This window comes from Planosporangium spinosum (assembly GCF_049999945.1).
Classification (GTDB): domain Bacteria; phylum Actinomycetota; class Actinomycetes; order Mycobacteriales; family Micromonosporaceae; genus Planosporangium; species Planosporangium spinosum.
In genome coordinates, this window is sequence record NZ_JBLYUB010000009.1 from 94,161 (window position 1) to 110,577 (window position 16,417).

Genomic DNA, 16,417 nt, shown 5'->3' on the forward strand with positions numbered 1-16,417 from the left:
CCCCGCCGGCTCGCAAGCGGTCCGACGGTCGGGAGGGCCGACGACGCCACGGACACGGCCACGGTAGCCACGGACCCGGAGACGGTAGCCACGGACCCGGAGACGGTGGTAGCCACGGACACGGCGGCGACCACCGCGACGGCACCGGTGGCGGAGACGGGCGGGACCCCGTCGGCCACCACGGAGAGCCGTACCGCCGCCCGGGCCGCCGGGCGTACCGGCCGGCGCGCGCCGGTCGCCGGCCTGCTGGTCGCGCTGGCCGCGGCCGTGACCGCCGCCGGCATCGCCGGCAACGGCTGGTACACCGAGCGTCGCCTCGACACCGCGCACCAACAGGCGCTGGCGGCGGCCCGGCAGACGACGGTGAACTTCGTATCGATCAGCGCCAACACGGTCGACCGTGACCTCCAGCGGGTCACCGCGAACGCCACCGGTGACTTCAAGGACGAGTTCACCCGGGACGCGCCGCAACTGCGCACCACCGTGATCGAGAACAAGGTCGAGTCGCGCGGTTCGGTGCTGCGCGCCGCGCTGGTCTCCGGCGACACGCGCTCCGCCGTGGTCCTCGTGGCCGCGGACGCCACCGTCAAGAACGTCAACAACCCGCAGGGCCGGCTGTTGCACTACCGCATCCAGGCCGACCTTGTCCGGGACGCACACTCGGGCCGGTGGCTGGTGTCCCGGCTGCAGTTCGTGGGTTGAGGGGGAGGTCAGTGATGCGACGCTTCGGCTCCGGCGCGTCGGCCCGTCCGCGCGGGCTCCCGGGCGGCCACCGGCGCGGTCCGGTGGTCGCCCTCTCCGTCGCGATCGTCGTGTTCGCCGGGCTCGCCGGCGCGGCATGGCACGGCTGGCACCGCGCCCAGCAGCGCGACGCCGCCGTCCGGGACTCCGTCACGGCGGCCACCAGCGCGGCACAGGCGCTCTTCTCGTACGACTACCGCAGCTTCGACGCGAGCGTCAGCAACGGCAAGGCGTTCACCACCGGGGTGTTCGCCAAGGAGTACGCCCAGTCGACGGCGGCGTTGAAGGAGCCGGCCCAGAAGGCACAGGCGGTCGTGCGGGCCCAGGTGTCGGCCACCGGTGTCGTCACCGCCGCCCCGGACCGGGTCGAGCTGCTGCTGTACGTCAACCAGTACACCCGCAACGTCAACGTCGCCGGCGAGAAGGTGGACCAGAACCGGGTCACCCTGACGATGGTCCGGGTCGGACACGACTGGCGGGTGTCGGCCGCCTCGGCGGTCTGAATCCGCCGGTCGTCCCCTTGTGGGGGGTGAGGCACCGCCATCGGTGCCTCACCCCCCCCACGATCCACCAACGACCGGTCAGCCGACCTTCGCGCCGGCGTGCAACGCGACCGCGTCGTGGGCGGGGATGTCGGCGCCGAACCAGCCGCCCGAGTCGACCGTGATCACCGGGCCGGTACACGAGCCGCCGGCATAGTCACCGTGGATCACGTCGCAGTAGCGCCCGGCCGGCAGGTTGGAGTGGTACCGGCGACCGGTCACCGCCCCGTCCTCGTCGTTGATGGTCAGGTACCCCTTGTCGCCCCGGCCGAAGGCGATGTGGTTGTTGCCGTTGTCGTACCAGTTGACCACCGGCGTGCCGTCGACCGCGTTGTGGAACGCCACCATGTTCGCGATGACCTGCCAGCGGTGCTCGCAGCGCCAGCCGGAGAAGCAGGTGGTGTTGAGGGTCTTGCCGGAGGAGTCCGACGGCGGCCCCTGGTCCGAGTTGCTGAAGTCGTAGCTGGACATCACCGTCGGCGAGCCGTACGGCCAGGCGAGCATGAACGCGTTGGCGAGGGCGTAGAGGCCGTTGTCCTTGTAGGTGAGGACGTCGCCGCCGCCCCGCTGGGTGTCGTGGTTGTCGACGAAGACGTTGGCGCTCGAGCCCGGCAGGTACCCCCACGCCTCGCCGAAGTTGGACAGGTACGCCAGCTTCTCGCGGCGGAACACCCGGCCGAGGTCCCGGCCGTACCGGAACTCGTGGACGTCGCCGTTGCCGGTGTACTCGGTCGGCTGGATCGGCTCCCCCGCGCCGTAGATGACCTCCTGGACGAGGTAGACGGAGCGGGACAGCTTCGCCTTGATCGCGGCGATGTCACCGGCCGGCATGTGTTTGCTGGCGTCCAGCCGGAACCCGTCCACCCCCAGCGACAGCAGGTCGTTGAGGTACCCGGCGATCTTCGACCGGACGTACTCGGACTCGGTGGCGAGGTCGGCGAGGTTGACCAGTTCGCAGTTCTGCACCTCGTACCGGTCGCCGTAGTTGGCGATGTCGTCGCCCGCGTTGCGCCCGCAGTGGTGGAAGTCCTGGTACTGGTAGATCCCCGGGTAGTCGTAGTGGCTGTACGACGAGCCGGCCCAGCCGGTACCGGGGCTGTCCTGGCCGCTCATGTGGTTGACCACCGCGTCGACGATCACCTTCACCCCGGCACCGTGGCAGGCGTTCACCATCGACTGGAACTGCGCGCGGGTGCCCTTGCGGGACTCGATGCGGTAGCTGACCGGCTGGTAGGCCACCCACCACTGCTGCCCCTTCACGTGCTCCTGCGGCGGTGAGACCTGGACGTACCCGTAGCCGCGGGGTCCGAGGAAGTTCTGGCACTCGCTCGCGACCGACGTCCAGTTCCACTCGAACAGGTTGGCGATCACCTTCCTGCTTCCGGTCAGCGCGGCGTCGGCCGGCGGGGCGGTCGAGGTGGCCACCGTGAACACGGTGGCGGTGAGCGCGGTCGCGACGAGCGCGCCGAGGACCCTGGATAACGACAACAACCGGCGGTGGGACATCGGACCTCCAGGAGGGGCCTGAGGGGTGTGAACGGCGGATCGCCGGACGCGGCCTGAAACATGACCGCAATGTTTCCGCAAAGGTAGAAAGAACTTGCAAGGGTGTCAATAGATTGACGGCCATCTGTGCCCGGTCGGCACGACGCGCGGCCGGAGCGACCCCGACGGATGGCCGGAGCGGCGTGTGACGGATAGCCGGGGCGGCCCTGACGGATGGCCGGAGCGGCGCGTAACGGGCGCCCGCAACGGCCGTGTGGTGTCATGGACTCCGATGATCACGAAACCGACCACGGCGCCGACCACGGCGACGGTCCGCCACCCCGTCCTCGTCGGCCTGGCCATCGCCCTGGTCGCCGCGAACCTCCGCCCGGCCCTGGCGAGCGTCGGTCCGGTCATCGCCGACCTGCGCGCGGACCTCGGCCTGCCCGGCGCCGCGGCCGCGGCGCTGACCGCCGTACCGGTCCTGTGCCTGGGCGCGCTCGCCGCCACCGCACCGGCCCTGGCCCGCCGGTGGGGCATGGAACCGGTCATCGCCGCCGTCCTCGCCGTGATCGGCGCCGGCCTGCTCGCCCGGGTGAGCGGCGGCGTGGTGGCGCTGTTCGCCGGCACGGTGGTCGTCAGCGGCGCCATCGCCGTCGCGAACGTCCTGCTGCCAGCGATCATCAAGCGCGACTTCGCCGGCCGCGGCGGCACCATGATGGGTGTCTACTCGATGGCACTGAGCGGCTCGGCGGCCATCGCGGCCGGCGCGACCGTCCCGATCGGCGACGCCGTGGGGCACGGCTGGCGGGGCGCCCTGGGCGCCTGGGCGCTCCCGGCGGTGGTCGCGCTCGTCGCGTGGGTACCGTTCGCGCGCGGCCACCACGGCCGGCCGGCGGGCGCGCCGCCCGGCCGCTCCCTGCTCCGCGACCCCCTCGCCTGGCAGGTCACGCTCTTCTTCGGGCTTCAGTCACTGTCGTTCTACGCCGTGCTGGCCTGGCTGCCGTCGGTCTACCGCGACCACGGGTACCACCCGGCCGCGGCCGGGCTGATGCTGTCGGTGTCCGCGCTGGTGCAGATCCCGGTCACGCTGGTCCTGCCGAGCCTCGCCGGCCGCCTGGCCGACCAGCGCGTCCTCGCCGCGGGGTGCACGCTCGTGACCACCGCCGCGCTGACCGGCATCCTGGTGGCCCCCACCGCGGCACCGTACCTGTGGATGCTGCTGCTCGGGCTCGGTCAGGGCGCGGCCTTCGCCGTCGGCCTCACACTCTTCGTCCTGCGTACCCGGTCCAGCGCCGACACCGCGCGGCTGTCGGCGATGGCGCAGACCTTCGGGTACCTCGTCGCGGCGGGCGGGCCGCTGCTGGTCGGCGCGGCCCACGACGCGGCGCGGTCCTGGACGCCCGCGCTGGCGCTCCTGGTCCTGCTCGGCGTCCCGCAACTGGTCACCGGGGCGCTCGCCGGCCGGTCGCGCCACGTCGGCGGCGACGACCGGCCGGACTGACGGTCAGAGCACGCCGGCCAGGTCCTGCGCGAGCCGCCACCCCGACCGCGCGCCCACCCACGACGCCACCGCTTCGCCGTCGCGGAACACCATGAGGGTGGGCGCCGACAGTACCCCGTACCGCAGCGTGGTCGCCGGGTTCTCGTCGACGTCGATCCGTACCACCCGCAGCCGGTCGCGCTGCTCGCCCGCCAGCGCCGCGAGCACCGGTTCCATCCTCCGGCACGGCGGGCACCACTCCGCCGTGAACTCCACCAGTACCGGCAGCCGCGCCCGCAGCACCTCCGCCGCGAAGCTGTCGTCGGTCACGTCCCGCACCGTGCCGTCGGCGGCGGTGTCCACCGTGGTCATCCCGTCCGTTCCCTTCCATCCTCGTCACCGGGGGTCAACTCGCACCGGGGCGCCGGTGCCGGCGGCAACCGCAGCGCCTCGGCGGCCGCGAGCTGGCCACTCAACCGGGTGCGCATCGTCCCCAGCCGGGCGAGGTAGGCGTCCAGCTCGGCGAGCTTGCGCCGGTACACCTCCAGCGAGGCCGGGCAGGCGTCGCCGGTCGGGTGGCCCGCGCGCAGGCACTCCACGAACGGCCTCGTCTCCTCCAGCCCGAAGCCGATGTCCAGCAGCGCCCGGATCTCGCGCACCAGCCGGAGGTCGTCCTCGTCGTAATCGCGGTACCCGTTGACCGACCGCCGCGCCGGCAGCAGTCCACGCGCCTCGTAGTACCGCAGCGTCCGGGTACTCGTCCCGACCCGCTCGGCCAGCTCACCGATCCGCACGCCCGCCTCCTTCACGCTCCGGCGATCCGACGACGGTAGACCTTGACGCCGGCGTCAACGCCAGCCCGCGGCGAGTCAGGCGCGCGTGATGAGCACGACGGTGTCGAGGACCCGGTGCCAGTCGAGTTCGCCGAGCGTACGTCCGGGCAGTGCCCCGATCCCGGCCATCGCCCCCAGCAGCCGCTCCCGTACCACCGGCACCGGCTGCCCGGTCGCCGCCGCCAGCCGCTCGGCCTCGTCGGCGAACCGCCGCAGACGCGCGAACCGCACCAGCGACTCCGGCAGGTCGGCCGCCCCGGTCGGCCGGCCGGCGTCACCCACCTCCACCCGCAACGTGGCGCCGAGCGCGCCGGCGAGCCGGGCCAGCGCGGCCACGGTCGGGTTGCCGCGCCCGTTCTCCAGGTTGGCCACGTAGGGCACCGACAGGCCGGCATCGACGGCCACCGAGGCGATGGTGCGGCCGGCCGCGGTACGCAGGGCACGAAGCCGCCGCCCCAGCTCCGGTACCAGATCTATCTCCACAGAACAAATCTTGCCATGAATTATCTTGTCAGAATAGTTTCGGGGCATGGCAGCACCCGCCACGACGATCGGCGTCCTTCGCAACCGGACCTTCCGGCTGCTGTGGACCGGCAGCACCGTGTCGGCCCTCGGCTCCTGGCTGCTGGTGGTCGCCGCCCCGTACCAGGTGTTCCGCCTGACCGGCTCGACCCCCGCCACCGGCCTGGCCCTGGCCGTCGAGGCGGCACCGGCGATGCTGGTCGGACCGTGGGCGGGCGTACTGGTCGACCGGGTCGACCGCCGGACGACGATGATCGTCGCCGACCTGTTCAGCGCAGCCGGGGTCGCGCTGGTACTGCTGGGCACGACGCCGAGCCGGCTCGGCTTCGTCTACCTCGGCCTGCTGGCGGAGAACCTCGCCGTCGTGTTCTTCCGGCCGGCCGCCCAGGCCGCCGTGCCGGCCGTGGTGAGCGGCGGCGAGCTGGTCGCCGCCAATGCGCTCACCGGGTTCGCCGGTGGCGCCGCCCGTCTGCTCGGGCCACCGCTCGGTACCGTCCTGCTGTCCGCCGGCGGCCTCGGCCTGGTCGTCGGGATCGACGTCGCCAGTTACCTGGGCTCAGCCGCCGCCACCGCGGCGGTGACCCTGCCCCGCACCCGGCGACCGGCGGCGCACCCCTTCGCCGCCCGCGACGTCGTCAGCCAGTTGCGTGACGGCCTGCGCCACCTGCTGACCGCACCGGTCCTGCGCGGCCTGCTGATCACCGGGTGGGCGTACCTGACCGCCAACGCCGCGCTCGGCGCACTCCTGGTGCCGTTCGTGGTCGGGCGACTGGCCCGACCCGGCCAGGACATCGGGTACCTGCTCGCCGGGCTCGGGGTCGGCTACCTCGCCGGCTCAGCGGTGAGCCGGCGGCTGATCGACCGGTTCCCGATCCGGTCGGTCGTCACCGCCACCTACGCCGCGGTCGGCGCGTGCTTCGTGGCCCTGTTCAATGCCCCGACCCTGCTCCTGGCCACCGTCGCCGCGGCGGCCAGCGGCGTACCGGGCGCCGTCGCCCTGGTCGCGACGCAGCACCGGATCCAGGCCGACACCCCCGACCATGTAAGGGGCCGGGTCGGGGCGGTGTTCTACGCCAGCGACGCCTCGGCCACGGTCGCGGGTGCGCTCCTGGCGCCCGCGCTGACCGCCGTCATGGGGCTCCACCTCGGACTCACCGTGCTCACCGGCGCCGTCGTGGCGACGGCCGTGGCGGCCCTCGTCCTGGTCTCTCCCAACCGCTCCCAAGATGTCGGTTCTTGAGCGGTGTGTCGTAGTCTTATCGACGTATCCCCGTGCCCCGCCGCGGACGCCTCCCACCGTGGACCACGCCGCGCCCGGTGGACACCTCCCCGCAGAGGAGCTGGAAGTCATGATCAAGCGTTCGCGACTGTTCGGCACGAAGACCCGCGTCACCTTCACCCTGCCGGCGGACGAGCCGGCCGGCGACGTCAGCGTCGTGGGCACGTTCAATGACTGGACGCCCGGAATCCACCGGCTGCTGCCCCGCCGCGGCGGCACCCGGAGCGTGTCGGTGACGCTGCCCCCGGGCGAGCACCGGTTCCGGTACCTCGGGACCGGCGGCGTCTGGTTCGACGACGAGACCGCCGATCGGGTGGAGGAGAACGCCTGCGTCCTCCAGCTCTAGGGGCGACCGGGGTCCGGGCCTCCGCGGGGAGTGGCGGGAGCGGTCATGCCGCATCCGACCAACGACGCAGACCCGCCCGGATTCGCATCCGCGCGGCGGCCGAGGACCGCCTGGGCAGCGGTGCCGCGCCGGCCCCCGCCAGCGCGAGCTGGCTGATCGCGTACGCGGCCGCGTTGCCGCCCGGGTCGATGTCGTCCAGCAGCCGGTCGAGGTGCGCGAGCACCGCCCCGTGCACCCGCCAGAGCTTCGGTTCCTTCCGCGGATCGACGAGCAGGGCGTCACTGGCGGCGTCCCGCAGGGACCGCGCGCGCCGCACCGCCCGCCGCAGCGCGTCGGCATCTCCGGCCGGGCCGGCCGGGCCGACTCTGCCGGCGAAGCCGGCGGCGTAGCCATTGCCGGCGGCGTCGACATTGCCGGCGGCGTCGGACGTGACCAGCCGGCCGAACGCCGAGACGGCCTCCCCCGCGGCGTCGAGCAGCCCGGCGAGGGGCTCGCGTACCCGCGGGTCGCGTAGGTCCGCCCCCGGCGCCCCCTCGGCCAGGTCAGCCAGGCAGCGGCAGGTGACGCGGACGTGGATCGTCGAGTACTCCAGCGCGGTGAGCGCCAAGCGCAGCCGCTCCGGCACGTGGGCGGCGCCACGGCGCGGGTTGAGCAGCAGGCTCACCTCGGCCTGGGCCAACGCGCCCTGGGCGTTGCGGACGCTGTACTCGATTCCCCCCGCGCGCAGCACGGCATCGGCCGCCCGCTCGTGGGTCCAGCCCCGCTCGATGTCGGCCGCGACCGAGCGCAACGTCTGGCCGATCCGATCGGCCAGCTTGCCGACGGCGTTCCCGGCCGGCTGGACCTGCACGGACGGCGTCGCGAAGCTCACCAGGACCCCGACCGTGGCCCCGATCAGAGTCTCGTACACCCGGTCCAGGCCGACGTGGCTGTGACTGCCGAGGGCGATCACGACCATCGCGTTGACCGCCACCTCGATCGAGTGGTCGCCGAGCCGCAGCACCTTTCCGACGCCGAGGGCCGACAGGATGGTGACGCCCAGGCTCCACCACGCCAGGCCGAACAGCGACGACAGCAGCGCCGCGAGCAGTACACCGACCACCACGGCACCGACGCGCTGCCACCCGTGGCGGATGGTCTCGTAGAGCGTCACCTGTACCACCAGCAGCGCGGTCAGCGCCGCCAGCACCATGGGGCGGTGCCCACCGAGTACCTGCTGGGCGACGACGAACGCGACGACAGCCGCGACCGTCACCTTGAGAACCTGGGTTCCGGAGAACTTGTCGCCGCGGCGCGTCCGTGCCCCGGACTCGCGACCCCACCGCGTCGCGTCGGGCGGGCCGGCCAGGGTGGTCAGCCGGAAGGAGACCGGGCGCCCCGCCGCGAACAGGCCCGACACGAACGGCCTCGCCCGGCTCGGTTCGGCCCCCATGTTCTCTTCTCCCGTTTCGTCGAACACCGTGCGCACCCCGGATCCGCCGGTGCGCTGACGGGCAGCGCACCCGCAGGTCGGTGTCCGGGCGGACGCCGGCGACCACTCGGACTGAGGCACCGTCCAATTAAGGCGATTCAAGGGGTCGATCTGGTTGACGGATGGGAGCAGTTCCGGTTCAGGCCGCCGGCTCCGGTCGACGAGGGGTCACGCGGTCCGGGTCAGGACCGGCCGCTGGCCGGGCGCCGGGGCACCGCCCGTGCCGTACCCGACCGGCGGCGCAGCACCGCCCGTGCCGTACTCGACCGTCGGCGCAGCACCGGCGCCGACAGCCTGGGCAACAGCGCGACCGGCGAGGGTGTCGGGGCGTCCCGGTTGAGCGCGTGCGCGGCCGTCTCCGCGTCGGGGTCGATCTCGTCGAGCAGCCGGTCGAGGTGGCCGAGCACGGCGCCGTGGATCCGCCAGATCTCCGGCTCCTTGCCGGCGTCGACGAGCATCGCCGCGCTGGCGACGTCGCGCAGGTCACGGGCGCACCGCACCGCGCGCCGCAGGTCGCCGTCGTCACCGGCGGGTGCGGCCACATCGGAGGCGACCAGCTCGCCGAAGGCGCGGACCGCGTCCCCGGTCGCGTCGAGCAGATGGGCCAGCGGCCGTCGTAGCTGCGGCCCGGGCAGCTCGGCTGCGGGTACCCCCTCCACCCGGTCGGTCATGCAGCGGCAGCTGACGCGCAGGTGGATCGTCGAATACTCCAGGGCGGTCAGGCCGGAGCGCAGCGTCCCGGGTACGTGCGCCGCCCGCCGCCGCGGGTTGAGGCGCAGGCTGTCCTCGGCCTCGGACAGTGCCCGCCGGGCGTGGCCGACCACGTCCTCCAGGCCCCGCGCCCGCCGCAGCGCCGCCAGCGCGTGCTCGTGGCTCCAGCCCCGTTCGACGTCCGTGGCCACCTCGTGCAGCAGGCCGCCGATCTCCTCGGCCAGGTCTCCGATGGCGTTCGCGGCCGGTTGGACGTACACCGCCGGCACCAGCAGGCTGACGCACACGCCCACCGCGGCGCCGATCAGCGTCTCGTATACCCGGCCCAGCCCGGCCTGGGCGTGACTGCCGACGGCGAGGACGAGCATCGCGCTGATCGGTACCTCGAGGACGTGGTCCCCCAGGCGCAGCGCCTGGCCGACGACGAGCGCCGCGAGCACGGTGACACCCAGGCTCCACCAGGTCAGGCCGAACACCGACGACAGCAGCCCGGCGAGCAGCACACCGGCCACGACGCTGCCGATCCGCTGCCACCCGTGCCGGACCGTCTGGTAGAGCGTCAACTGGACCACCAGCAGCGCGGTGAGCGCCGCCAGCATCGGCCGCGCCGTACCGAGCAGGACATGGGCGACGACGAACGCGGCGACCGTGGCGATCGCGATCTTCGTGGTCTTCGCCCCGGGCAGCCGGCCGCTGCGGCGCGCCCGGCTCCAGAGCTCGCGGCCCCACGCCGTCACGTCGGGTACGGTGACCGCGGCGGCGAGGGTACGGAATAGATCAAGGGCTGCCGGTTGGAGCCGACCCCGAGTCAGCGAGTGTCCGTGACTCGACGGCGCAGTCATACGTTCCTCTCCAGCGGGCGGCCGTGGGGCCCGTACCGGAGCGGGGCGCGCGGATGTCCGTACGCGGCTGCGGGTCGAGGTCGGGAAGGCGCCGGTGACCGCGAACCGCAGCGCCCTGTTCAACGGTAGCCAGACATCGATCAACACGCCGGTGACTGAGATCGATAGCACCCCACTTGCTCCCGACGGGGCCGCCCGATCTACCGTGGCGGCCACCCGATCGGTCAGGCGCCGGCCCGATCGGTCAGTCGACGAGCGCCGAGTAGACGAGTTGGCGCAACTGCGGCCGCAACCCCGGGTAGGTGCTCGACGGCAACAGTTGAGTGAAGAACATCGCCGTGATCTGTTCGACCGGGTCGACCCAGAAGGCGGTGCTCGCCGCGCCGCCCCAGTAGTACTCGCCGACGCTGCTCGGCACCCGGATCGGGATCGGGTTCTCCACCACCGCGAAGCCGATACCGTCCAGGGTGGTCTCGGCGAAGCCGCCGGTCGACAGCTCACCGAGGTCGTGGCCGTGCGGAAGGTGGTTACGGGTCATGAACCGCACGGTGCGGGGGCCGAGCAGTCGCCGGCCGTCGAATTCACCCTCGCGCAGCAGCAGCCGGGTGAACCGGTGGTAGTCGGCGGCGGTCGAGATGAGCCCGCCGCCACCGGAGAGCATGTCCGGCTCGCGCAGCGCCAGCCGCCCGAGGTCGTCGGCGGCCGCCGCGTGGCCGTCGACGGGGTGCGGCGTGTACAGCCCGGCCAGCCGCTTCACGTCGTCGCCGTCGACCCACCAGCGGGTGTCGGTCATGCCGAGCGGTTCGAAGATCTGCTCGGCGAAGAAGTCGTCCAGGCGCTGGCCGCTGACCACCTCGACCAGCCGGCCGAGCACGTCGGTGGCGACCGAGTAGCCCCACGCCGTACCGGGGTCGAACAGCAGCGGCAGCCGGGCCCACACCTGGCACGCGGCGGCGAGGTCGACACCGGCCGGCGGGTACAGGTCGAAGCCCTCCTCGCGGTAGAGCCGGTCCACCACGGAGTTGTTCAGGAAGCCGTACGTCAGCCCGGAGGTGTGGGTGAGCAGATGCCACACCCGGATCGGCTCGACCGCCGGCACCGTGTACGGCCGCAGCGCCGACCCCTTGTCGTAGACCTTGACATCGGCGAACTCCGGAAGCCAGCGGCTGATCTCGTCGGTGAGCTCGAACAGGCCGCGCTCCCACAGCATCATGGCCGCGACCGAGGTGATCGGCTTGGTCATCGAGTAGATGCGCCACAGCGTGTCCGGCTCGACCGGCGTGCGGTCCTCGCGTGTGCGGTAGCCGTAGGTGGAGGCGTGCGCGATCTCACCCCGTCGGGTCACCACGAGCTGCCAACCGGCCAGCCGCCCGTCGTCGACGTAGCGTGCGAAGTGCCCGTCGATGCGGGCCAGGCGATCGGGGTCGAAACCGAGGTGGGCCGGGTCCGCGGTGCGCTCCATCATCCGAGCAAGCCTAGTTCCGGCTCCGGGTCGTGTCAGGGTGTCGATCCCACCCGCCCTGCCCAGACCGGCACGCCGGGCACGCGGCGGGCGACCCCGGCGGCCGGGCACGCGGCGGGCGACCCCGGCGGCCGGGCACGCGGCGCGACCGGGTCGTGATCGACGGCCGCGATGCGCCCCCGTCGATCACGACGTCGGCGCGCGGCAGCTCGCGGAGGCGCGGGTCCATGGTCACCATGGACCCGCCGGCAAACGGGAGCATGTCAATACGCTCCACATAAAGCGTTCCTAAAAGCCATATGGAAAGCTTTGGCGGGATAAGTGGCTCGGTATGGTCGATCGGTGGACAGAACAACCGCCTCGCGCGACACCGTTGACGACGTCGTCGACGCCTGGCGCATCGAACTGCCGGCCGTCGCCGGGCCGGAACTGGAGCTGGGCAAGCGCGCCGCCCGGCTCTCCGCCCTCCTGAACGAGGTCACCAGCGTGCAGCTGACCCGGCTGGGTCTGACGAAGGCCGAGTACGACGTGCTCACCGTGCTGCGGGCGGCCGGCGCGCCGTACCAGCTACGCCCCACCGACCTGACCAGCCGGCTGCTGCTGTCGTCGGGTGGTACCAGCAACGTGCTGCGCCGGCTGGCCGAAGCCGGACTGGTCGAGCGGGAAGCGGACACGCGCGACGCGCGCAGCTCCCGGGTACGGCTGACCACCTCGGGCGTCCACATCGCCGAGGAGGCCGTGCGCGCCGCCGGTCGTGCCCAGGCCGCCCTCCTGCGGGTCGTACCGGAGGAGACCGCTCAGGCCGCCATCGACGCGCTGCGACAGGTGCTCATCGCCCTCGGCGACGTGCCCCGGCCGGCGACCAGGTGACCGCCCGCTCGGCCCCGGCGACCGCCCGCCATCCCCAAGATCCGCGCAGTGTCCCAAACATTGCTGCCTCAGCGGACCCTGAGACCGCAATGTCGCCGACATTGCGCGGAGCACCGCCGCCACGGTGCCGCTACCCGGCGAGGTAGGCGGCGGCCGACGCGTGCAGCGCGGCGACGCACGCCGCCACGGCCGGGTGCCGCCGGGCCCCGCGCCGGTAGGCGATCCGGGTCCGCCGGCGCAGCGGCAGCGGCGACAGCGTGACGCCCGGCGGCGGCTGTGCGGCGGCGAGCTGCGGTACCAGCGCGACACCCTGGCCGGCCGCGACGAGACCGAGCACGGCGACGAAGTCGTCGGCGTGGTGGCGTACCCGCGGCGTGAACCCGGCCGCCTGGCAGGCCCGCAACGCCACGGCGTGGCACAACGTACCCGGGCTGCCGATGATCCACGCCGCGTCCCGGGCGTCGCCGATCGAGCCCGGCCCCGGCTCCAGCCCGGCGAGGTACATCACCTCCTCGACCAGAGGCTCGGTCGCCAGCGCGGGATCCGGCTCGACGGGTACGTGGTCGTAGTCGTGCACGAGCGCGACGTCGAGCCGGCCGGTGCGCAACGCGTCCGGTGCGGCCGCCGGGTCAAGCTCGGTGACCCGCAGCTCCAGGCCCGGATGGTCGCGCCCGAGCGACACCAGCGCGGCGGAGAGCAGCGTGCGGACCGCGGTCGGGAACGCGCCGATGCGCAGCGGCCCCGCCAGGCCCGTCCGTACCGCGGCGAGCGCCGCGTCGGCCTGCTCGAGCGCGGCGAGCACCGCCTCGGCGTGCTCGACCAGGACCGCGCCGGCCGCGGTCAGGGCCACCCGGCGTCCGGTGCGCTCCAGCAGCGGTACCCCCGCCTCCCGCTCCAACGCCGCGAGCTGCTGGGAGACCGCCGACGGGGTGTAGGACAGCGCCGCGGCGACCGCGGCGATCGTCCCGTGCCGGGACAGGTCGCGCAGGAGACGGAGCTTGCGCGGATCGAGCATCAGCTCAGCTTACGTTTCAGCAAAGAAATATGAACTGGACCTGACGCTCGGCGGCCCCCCAGGGTGGAAGCCATGGAGCACACGCTGACCGGGATACACGTACCGCTCGTCACGCCGTTCACCGCCGACGGCCGGGTCGCGGGCGACGCGCTGGAGGGGCTCGCGCACCAGGTGATCGACGGCGGCGCGGCGGGGCTGGTGGCGCTCGGTACGACCGGCGAGCCGGCCACGCTCGGCGCGGACGAACGGCGTACGGTCGTCGACATCTGCGCCCGGGTCTGCCGGGAACGGTCCGCCAGCCTGATCGTCGGCGCCGGCTCCAACGACACCGCCGCCTCCGTGGCGGCGCTACGGGGCCTGACCGCGTGGCCGCAGGTGGCAGCGGCGCTCACCGTCGTGCCGTACCACGTCCGCCCGTCCGAGGCGGGGGTGCTCGCCCACTTCACCCGGCTCGCCGCCGACAGCCCGGTACCGCTGGTCGTCTACCACGTCCCGTACCGGACGGGACGGCCGCTCGGCGTGGAGACGCTGCGCCGGCTGATCCGGTTGCCCGGCGTCGTCGGGATCAAGTACGCCGCGGGCGTGATCGACGCGGACACGGTGACGCTGCTGGCCGACCGGCCGGCGTCCGTCGCCGTGCTGGCCGGCGACGACGTCCTCGCCGCGCCGCTGCTCGCGCTCGGCGCGGCCGGCGGTGTCCTCGCCTCGGCGCACGTGTGCACGGCCGACTTCGCCGACCTGGTCCGCGCCTGGCACGCCGGAGACGTCGCCCGGGCCCGCGACCTCGGGTACCGGCTGGCGGCGCTGTCCGGGGCGCTGTTCGCCGAGCCCAACCCGGCGGTCATCAAGGCGGTGCTGCACGCCCAGGGGCGCATCCCGACCCCGGCGGTCCGGCTGCCGTTGCTGCCGGCGAGCCCGGCCGCCACCGCCGTCGCGCTACGCCACCTCGACGGACTACGCCACCTCGACGGGCTACGCCACGCCGACGCGCTCGCCGGGGTCGCCGGAGCGGACCGGGAGCCCGGCGTGGCCGGCGTGACCGGCATGGCCGGCGTGACCGGCGTGACCGGCGTGACCGGCGTGACCGGCGTGACCGGCATGACCTGACCCGTGCCCGAGCGGGCCGGCCGCGAGCGGCGCCAGAACCTGGTGCCGACCGGCGCCGGTGAGCAGGACGATCGCGGTCAGCGCGGTGCCGGCACCGAGGACCGCACCGACGAGCGCGGGTACGCCGGGCTGGACCCCGCCGGGGAGTACGAACAGCACGAGGGCCGCGGACAGGACGGCCGCCGCCCGGCGGACCGTGGCCGAGCCGGACAGCGCCAGCGGCACGATGGCCCAGAGCAGGTACCACGGGTGCACGACCGGGCCGAACAGCACGAACGCCCCGAGGCTGAGCCCGAGCGCGTACACCGGGCCGAGCCGCGCGCTGCGCTGCCACAGCCGGCCGAACACCCCGACCGCGGCGGCGAGTCCGACCAGCCACCACACGTGCATGGCGCGTTCGCGCGTGGTGACGCCGAGCCACTCCCCCACCCATCCGGTCAGGTTGCCCAGGTCGGTGGTGACCGACAGCCAGGTGTGCGCGCGGGTGGGTGTGTTGAGGGCGTGTACCCAGCCGAACCCGGTACCGGCGAGCGCGGTCACCGCCAGCGCGGTCACCCCGGCCACCCCGGCCGAGCCCACCACCGCCCGGAGCAGGCGGTACCGTCCGCTCCGCTGGCCGGCCCAGATCGGCACGAGGAACGCGATGGCGAGCCCCGCCGGCGCCTTGACCAGCGCCGCCAGGGTGATCGTCGCGGCGGCGGGCACCGGGTGGCGGTCGAGCGCGAACACCAGCCCGACCGCCATCAGGCCGAGCATCACCGCGTCGTTGTGGGCGTCGGCCACGAGGTGCAGCAGGACGAGCGGGTTGAGCACGCTGAGCCACATCGCGGCGCCCGGGTCGACGCCGCAGGACCGGGCGATGCGGGGCACCGACCAGGCCAGCAGGGCCACCCCGACCACCGCCAGCAACCGCATCCCGACGATGCCCGGCCAGGTGAACGCCCCCGTCACCCGGGTCACCGCGCCGGCCAGGTCGAGGAAGACCGGACCGTACGGTGCGGGGGTGTGCTGCCAGATCGGCGGTACGTTCGCGGCCAGCGGTCCGCCCATGGCGGCCGGCCCCACCCGGTACGCGTCGATACCGGCGACCGTCATCGCCCCCTGCGCGAGATAGCTGTAGACGTCCCCGCTGAACACCGGGGCGATGAGCGCGAAGGGCGCCACCCACCAGCCCGCCACGGCCGCCAGCCCGCGCCAGGACGGCCCGTCCGACCGGCGCACCAGCGCACCGATCCGCCACCAGGCGGCGAGGAGCAGGGCCAGTCCGACGTAGACCACGGACACCGACAGGACCGTCGACGCGCGCAGCTCACGGACGCCGGGTACCCCGCCCAGCGGATCGGTGAACGGGTGGACGCCGGCCAGCGTGCCGCCCGCGGCCACGGTGGCGGCCCCGGCAACCCCGAGCATCCGACAAAACGCGAACCCGTACTTACTGGTCGGGATCAGCAACCCGCAACTCCCGCCGGTCGGCACTGACCCGGGTAGCCACGCCCGCAACCGCGTACGCACCACCGGTCAGGTGGACACTGTCTGCTGTCGATCTTGCAGCCTTCGGTTACCCGCCCACGTGTCGGGCCGGTCGAAACGCGTGTCGGGCCGGTCGCGACGTTAGCCGAACCGCCCCCTCGGCGCCTGTTGTCCGGATCGGTCCAGCGCGGGCACGCGCACCGCGGAGCGGCGGTTGACCTGAAGTCCGGTTGATGGT

15 protein-coding genes and 1 pseudogene are annotated in these 16,417 nt (G+C 73.5%); 7 read left to right on the forward strand and 9 right to left on the reverse strand.

Features of this window, described 5'->3' with window-relative positions; all coding sequences use genetic code 11:
* Positions 1–105 precede the first annotated feature (105 nt).
* Positions 106–702: a hypothetical protein gene (locus tag ACNTMW_RS14690; RefSeq protein ID WP_426634087.1), complete on the forward strand. Its 597-nt coding sequence runs from the start codon at positions 106–108 to the stop codon at positions 700–702.
* A 14-nt stretch (positions 703–716) separates the two neighbouring features.
* The gene (locus ACNTMW_RS14695) at positions 717–1,244 is read left to right on the forward strand and encodes a hypothetical protein (RefSeq protein ID WP_426634088.1); all 528 of its coding nucleotides are present in this window, start codon (positions 717–719) and stop codon (positions 1,242–1,244) included.
* A gap of 78 nt (positions 1,245–1,322) precedes the next feature.
* Here the strand turns inward: ACNTMW_RS14695 and ACNTMW_RS14700 are convergent, their stop codons facing one another.
* On the reverse strand, positions 1,323–2,771 hold the full coding sequence (locus tag ACNTMW_RS14700) for an alpha-amylase (RefSeq protein WP_426634089.1): 1,449 nt from the start codon (positions 2,769–2,771) through the stop codon (positions 1,323–1,325).
* A 289-nt stretch (positions 2,772–3,060) separates the two neighbouring features.
* On the opposite strand from ACNTMW_RS14700, the gene ACNTMW_RS14705 reads away from it, so the two are divergent.
* Positions 3,061–4,272 (forward strand): CynX/NimT family MFS transporter, encoded by a 1,212-nt coding sequence (locus ACNTMW_RS14705; protein ID WP_426634090.1) that lies wholly within the window; start codon positions 3,061–3,063, stop codon positions 4,270–4,272.
* Positions 4,273–4,275: 3 nt separating this feature from the next.
* Here the strand turns inward: ACNTMW_RS14705 and ACNTMW_RS14710 are convergent, their stop codons facing one another.
* The 3 genes from ACNTMW_RS14710 to ACNTMW_RS14720 all read right to left on the reverse strand — a co-directional run bounded on the left by ACNTMW_RS14710 (position 4,276) and on the right by ACNTMW_RS14720 (position 5,567).
* Positions 4,276–4,623 (reverse strand): thioredoxin family protein, encoded by a 348-nt coding sequence (locus ACNTMW_RS14710; protein WP_426634091.1) that lies wholly within the window; start codon positions 4,621–4,623, stop codon positions 4,276–4,278.
* Positions 4,620–5,045 carry a MerR family transcriptional regulator gene (locus ACNTMW_RS14715; protein WP_426634093.1) on the reverse strand — a complete coding sequence of 142 codons (426 nt, stop codon included), beginning with the start codon at positions 5,043–5,045 and terminating at the stop codon, positions 4,620–4,622. The genes ACNTMW_RS14710 and ACNTMW_RS14715 overlap by 4 nt, the downstream gene beginning before the upstream one ends.
* A 75-nt stretch (positions 5,046–5,120) precedes the next feature.
* Positions 5,121–5,567, reverse strand: coding sequence for a helix-turn-helix domain-containing protein (locus ACNTMW_RS14720; RefSeq protein WP_426634094.1), 447 nt, complete (start codon positions 5,565–5,567; stop codon positions 5,121–5,123).
* A 46-nt stretch (positions 5,568–5,613) separates the two neighbouring features.
* On the opposite strand from ACNTMW_RS14720, the gene ACNTMW_RS14725 reads away from it, so the two are divergent.
* Both ACNTMW_RS14725 and ACNTMW_RS14730 read left to right on the forward strand, forming a co-directional pair.
* Positions 5,614–6,846: an MFS transporter gene (locus tag ACNTMW_RS14725; protein ID WP_426634095.1), complete on the forward strand. Its 1,233-nt coding sequence runs from the start codon at positions 5,614–5,616 to the stop codon at positions 6,844–6,846.
* A 109-nt stretch (positions 6,847–6,955) separates the two neighbouring features.
* Positions 6,956–7,231: an isoamylase early set domain-containing protein gene (locus tag ACNTMW_RS14730; protein ID WP_426634098.1), complete on the forward strand. Its 276-nt coding sequence runs from the start codon at positions 6,956–6,958 to the stop codon at positions 7,229–7,231.
* A 43-nt stretch (positions 7,232–7,274) separates the two neighbouring features.
* On the opposite strand, the gene ACNTMW_RS14735 is transcribed toward ACNTMW_RS14730, so the two are convergent.
* From ACNTMW_RS14735 to ACNTMW_RS14745, 3 genes are all read right to left on the reverse strand, one after another.
* Entirely contained in the window at positions 7,275–8,690 is a 1,416-nt protein-coding gene (locus tag ACNTMW_RS14735; protein ID WP_426634099.1) for an FUSC family protein, read from the reverse strand.
* Positions 8,691–8,884: 194 nt separating this feature from the next.
* Entirely contained in the window at positions 8,885–10,150 is a 1,266-nt protein-coding gene (locus ACNTMW_RS14740) for an FUSC family protein (RefSeq protein ID WP_426634101.1), read from the reverse strand.
* 349 nt (positions 10,151–10,499) lie between these two features.
* On the reverse strand, positions 10,500–11,720 hold the full coding sequence (locus ACNTMW_RS14745) for a serine hydrolase domain-containing protein (RefSeq protein ID WP_426634102.1): 1,221 nt from the start codon (positions 11,718–11,720) through the stop codon (positions 10,500–10,502).
* A 339-nt stretch (positions 11,721–12,059) separates the two neighbouring features.
* Here ACNTMW_RS14745 and ACNTMW_RS14750 point away from each other — a divergent pair, with 339 nt between their 5' ends.
* Complete coding sequence (locus ACNTMW_RS14750) at positions 12,060–12,587, forward strand: MarR family winged helix-turn-helix transcriptional regulator (RefSeq protein ID WP_426634103.1); 528 nt, start codon at positions 12,060–12,062, stop codon at positions 12,585–12,587.
* 130 nt (positions 12,588–12,717) lie between these two features.
* On the opposite strand, the gene ACNTMW_RS14755 is transcribed toward ACNTMW_RS14750, so the two are convergent.
* Entirely contained in the window at positions 12,718–13,602 is an 885-nt protein-coding gene (locus ACNTMW_RS14755; protein WP_426634104.1) for a LysR family transcriptional regulator, read from the reverse strand.
* A gap of 72 nt (positions 13,603–13,674) precedes the next feature.
* Here ACNTMW_RS14755 and dapA point away from each other — a divergent pair, with 72 nt between their 5' ends.
* Positions 13,675–14,709: a 4-hydroxy-tetrahydrodipicolinate synthase gene (gene dapA, locus ACNTMW_RS14760; protein WP_426634105.1), complete on the forward strand. Its 1,035-nt coding sequence runs from the start codon at positions 13,675–13,677 to the stop codon at positions 14,707–14,709.
* 117 nt (positions 14,710–14,826) lie between these two features.
* Here the strand turns inward: dapA and mptB are convergent.
* Positions 14,827–16,224, reverse strand: a pseudogene (gene mptB, locus ACNTMW_RS14765) (polyprenol phosphomannose-dependent alpha 1,6 mannosyltransferase MptB); the annotation flags it as partial.
* Positions 16,225–16,417: the final 193 nt, after the last annotated feature.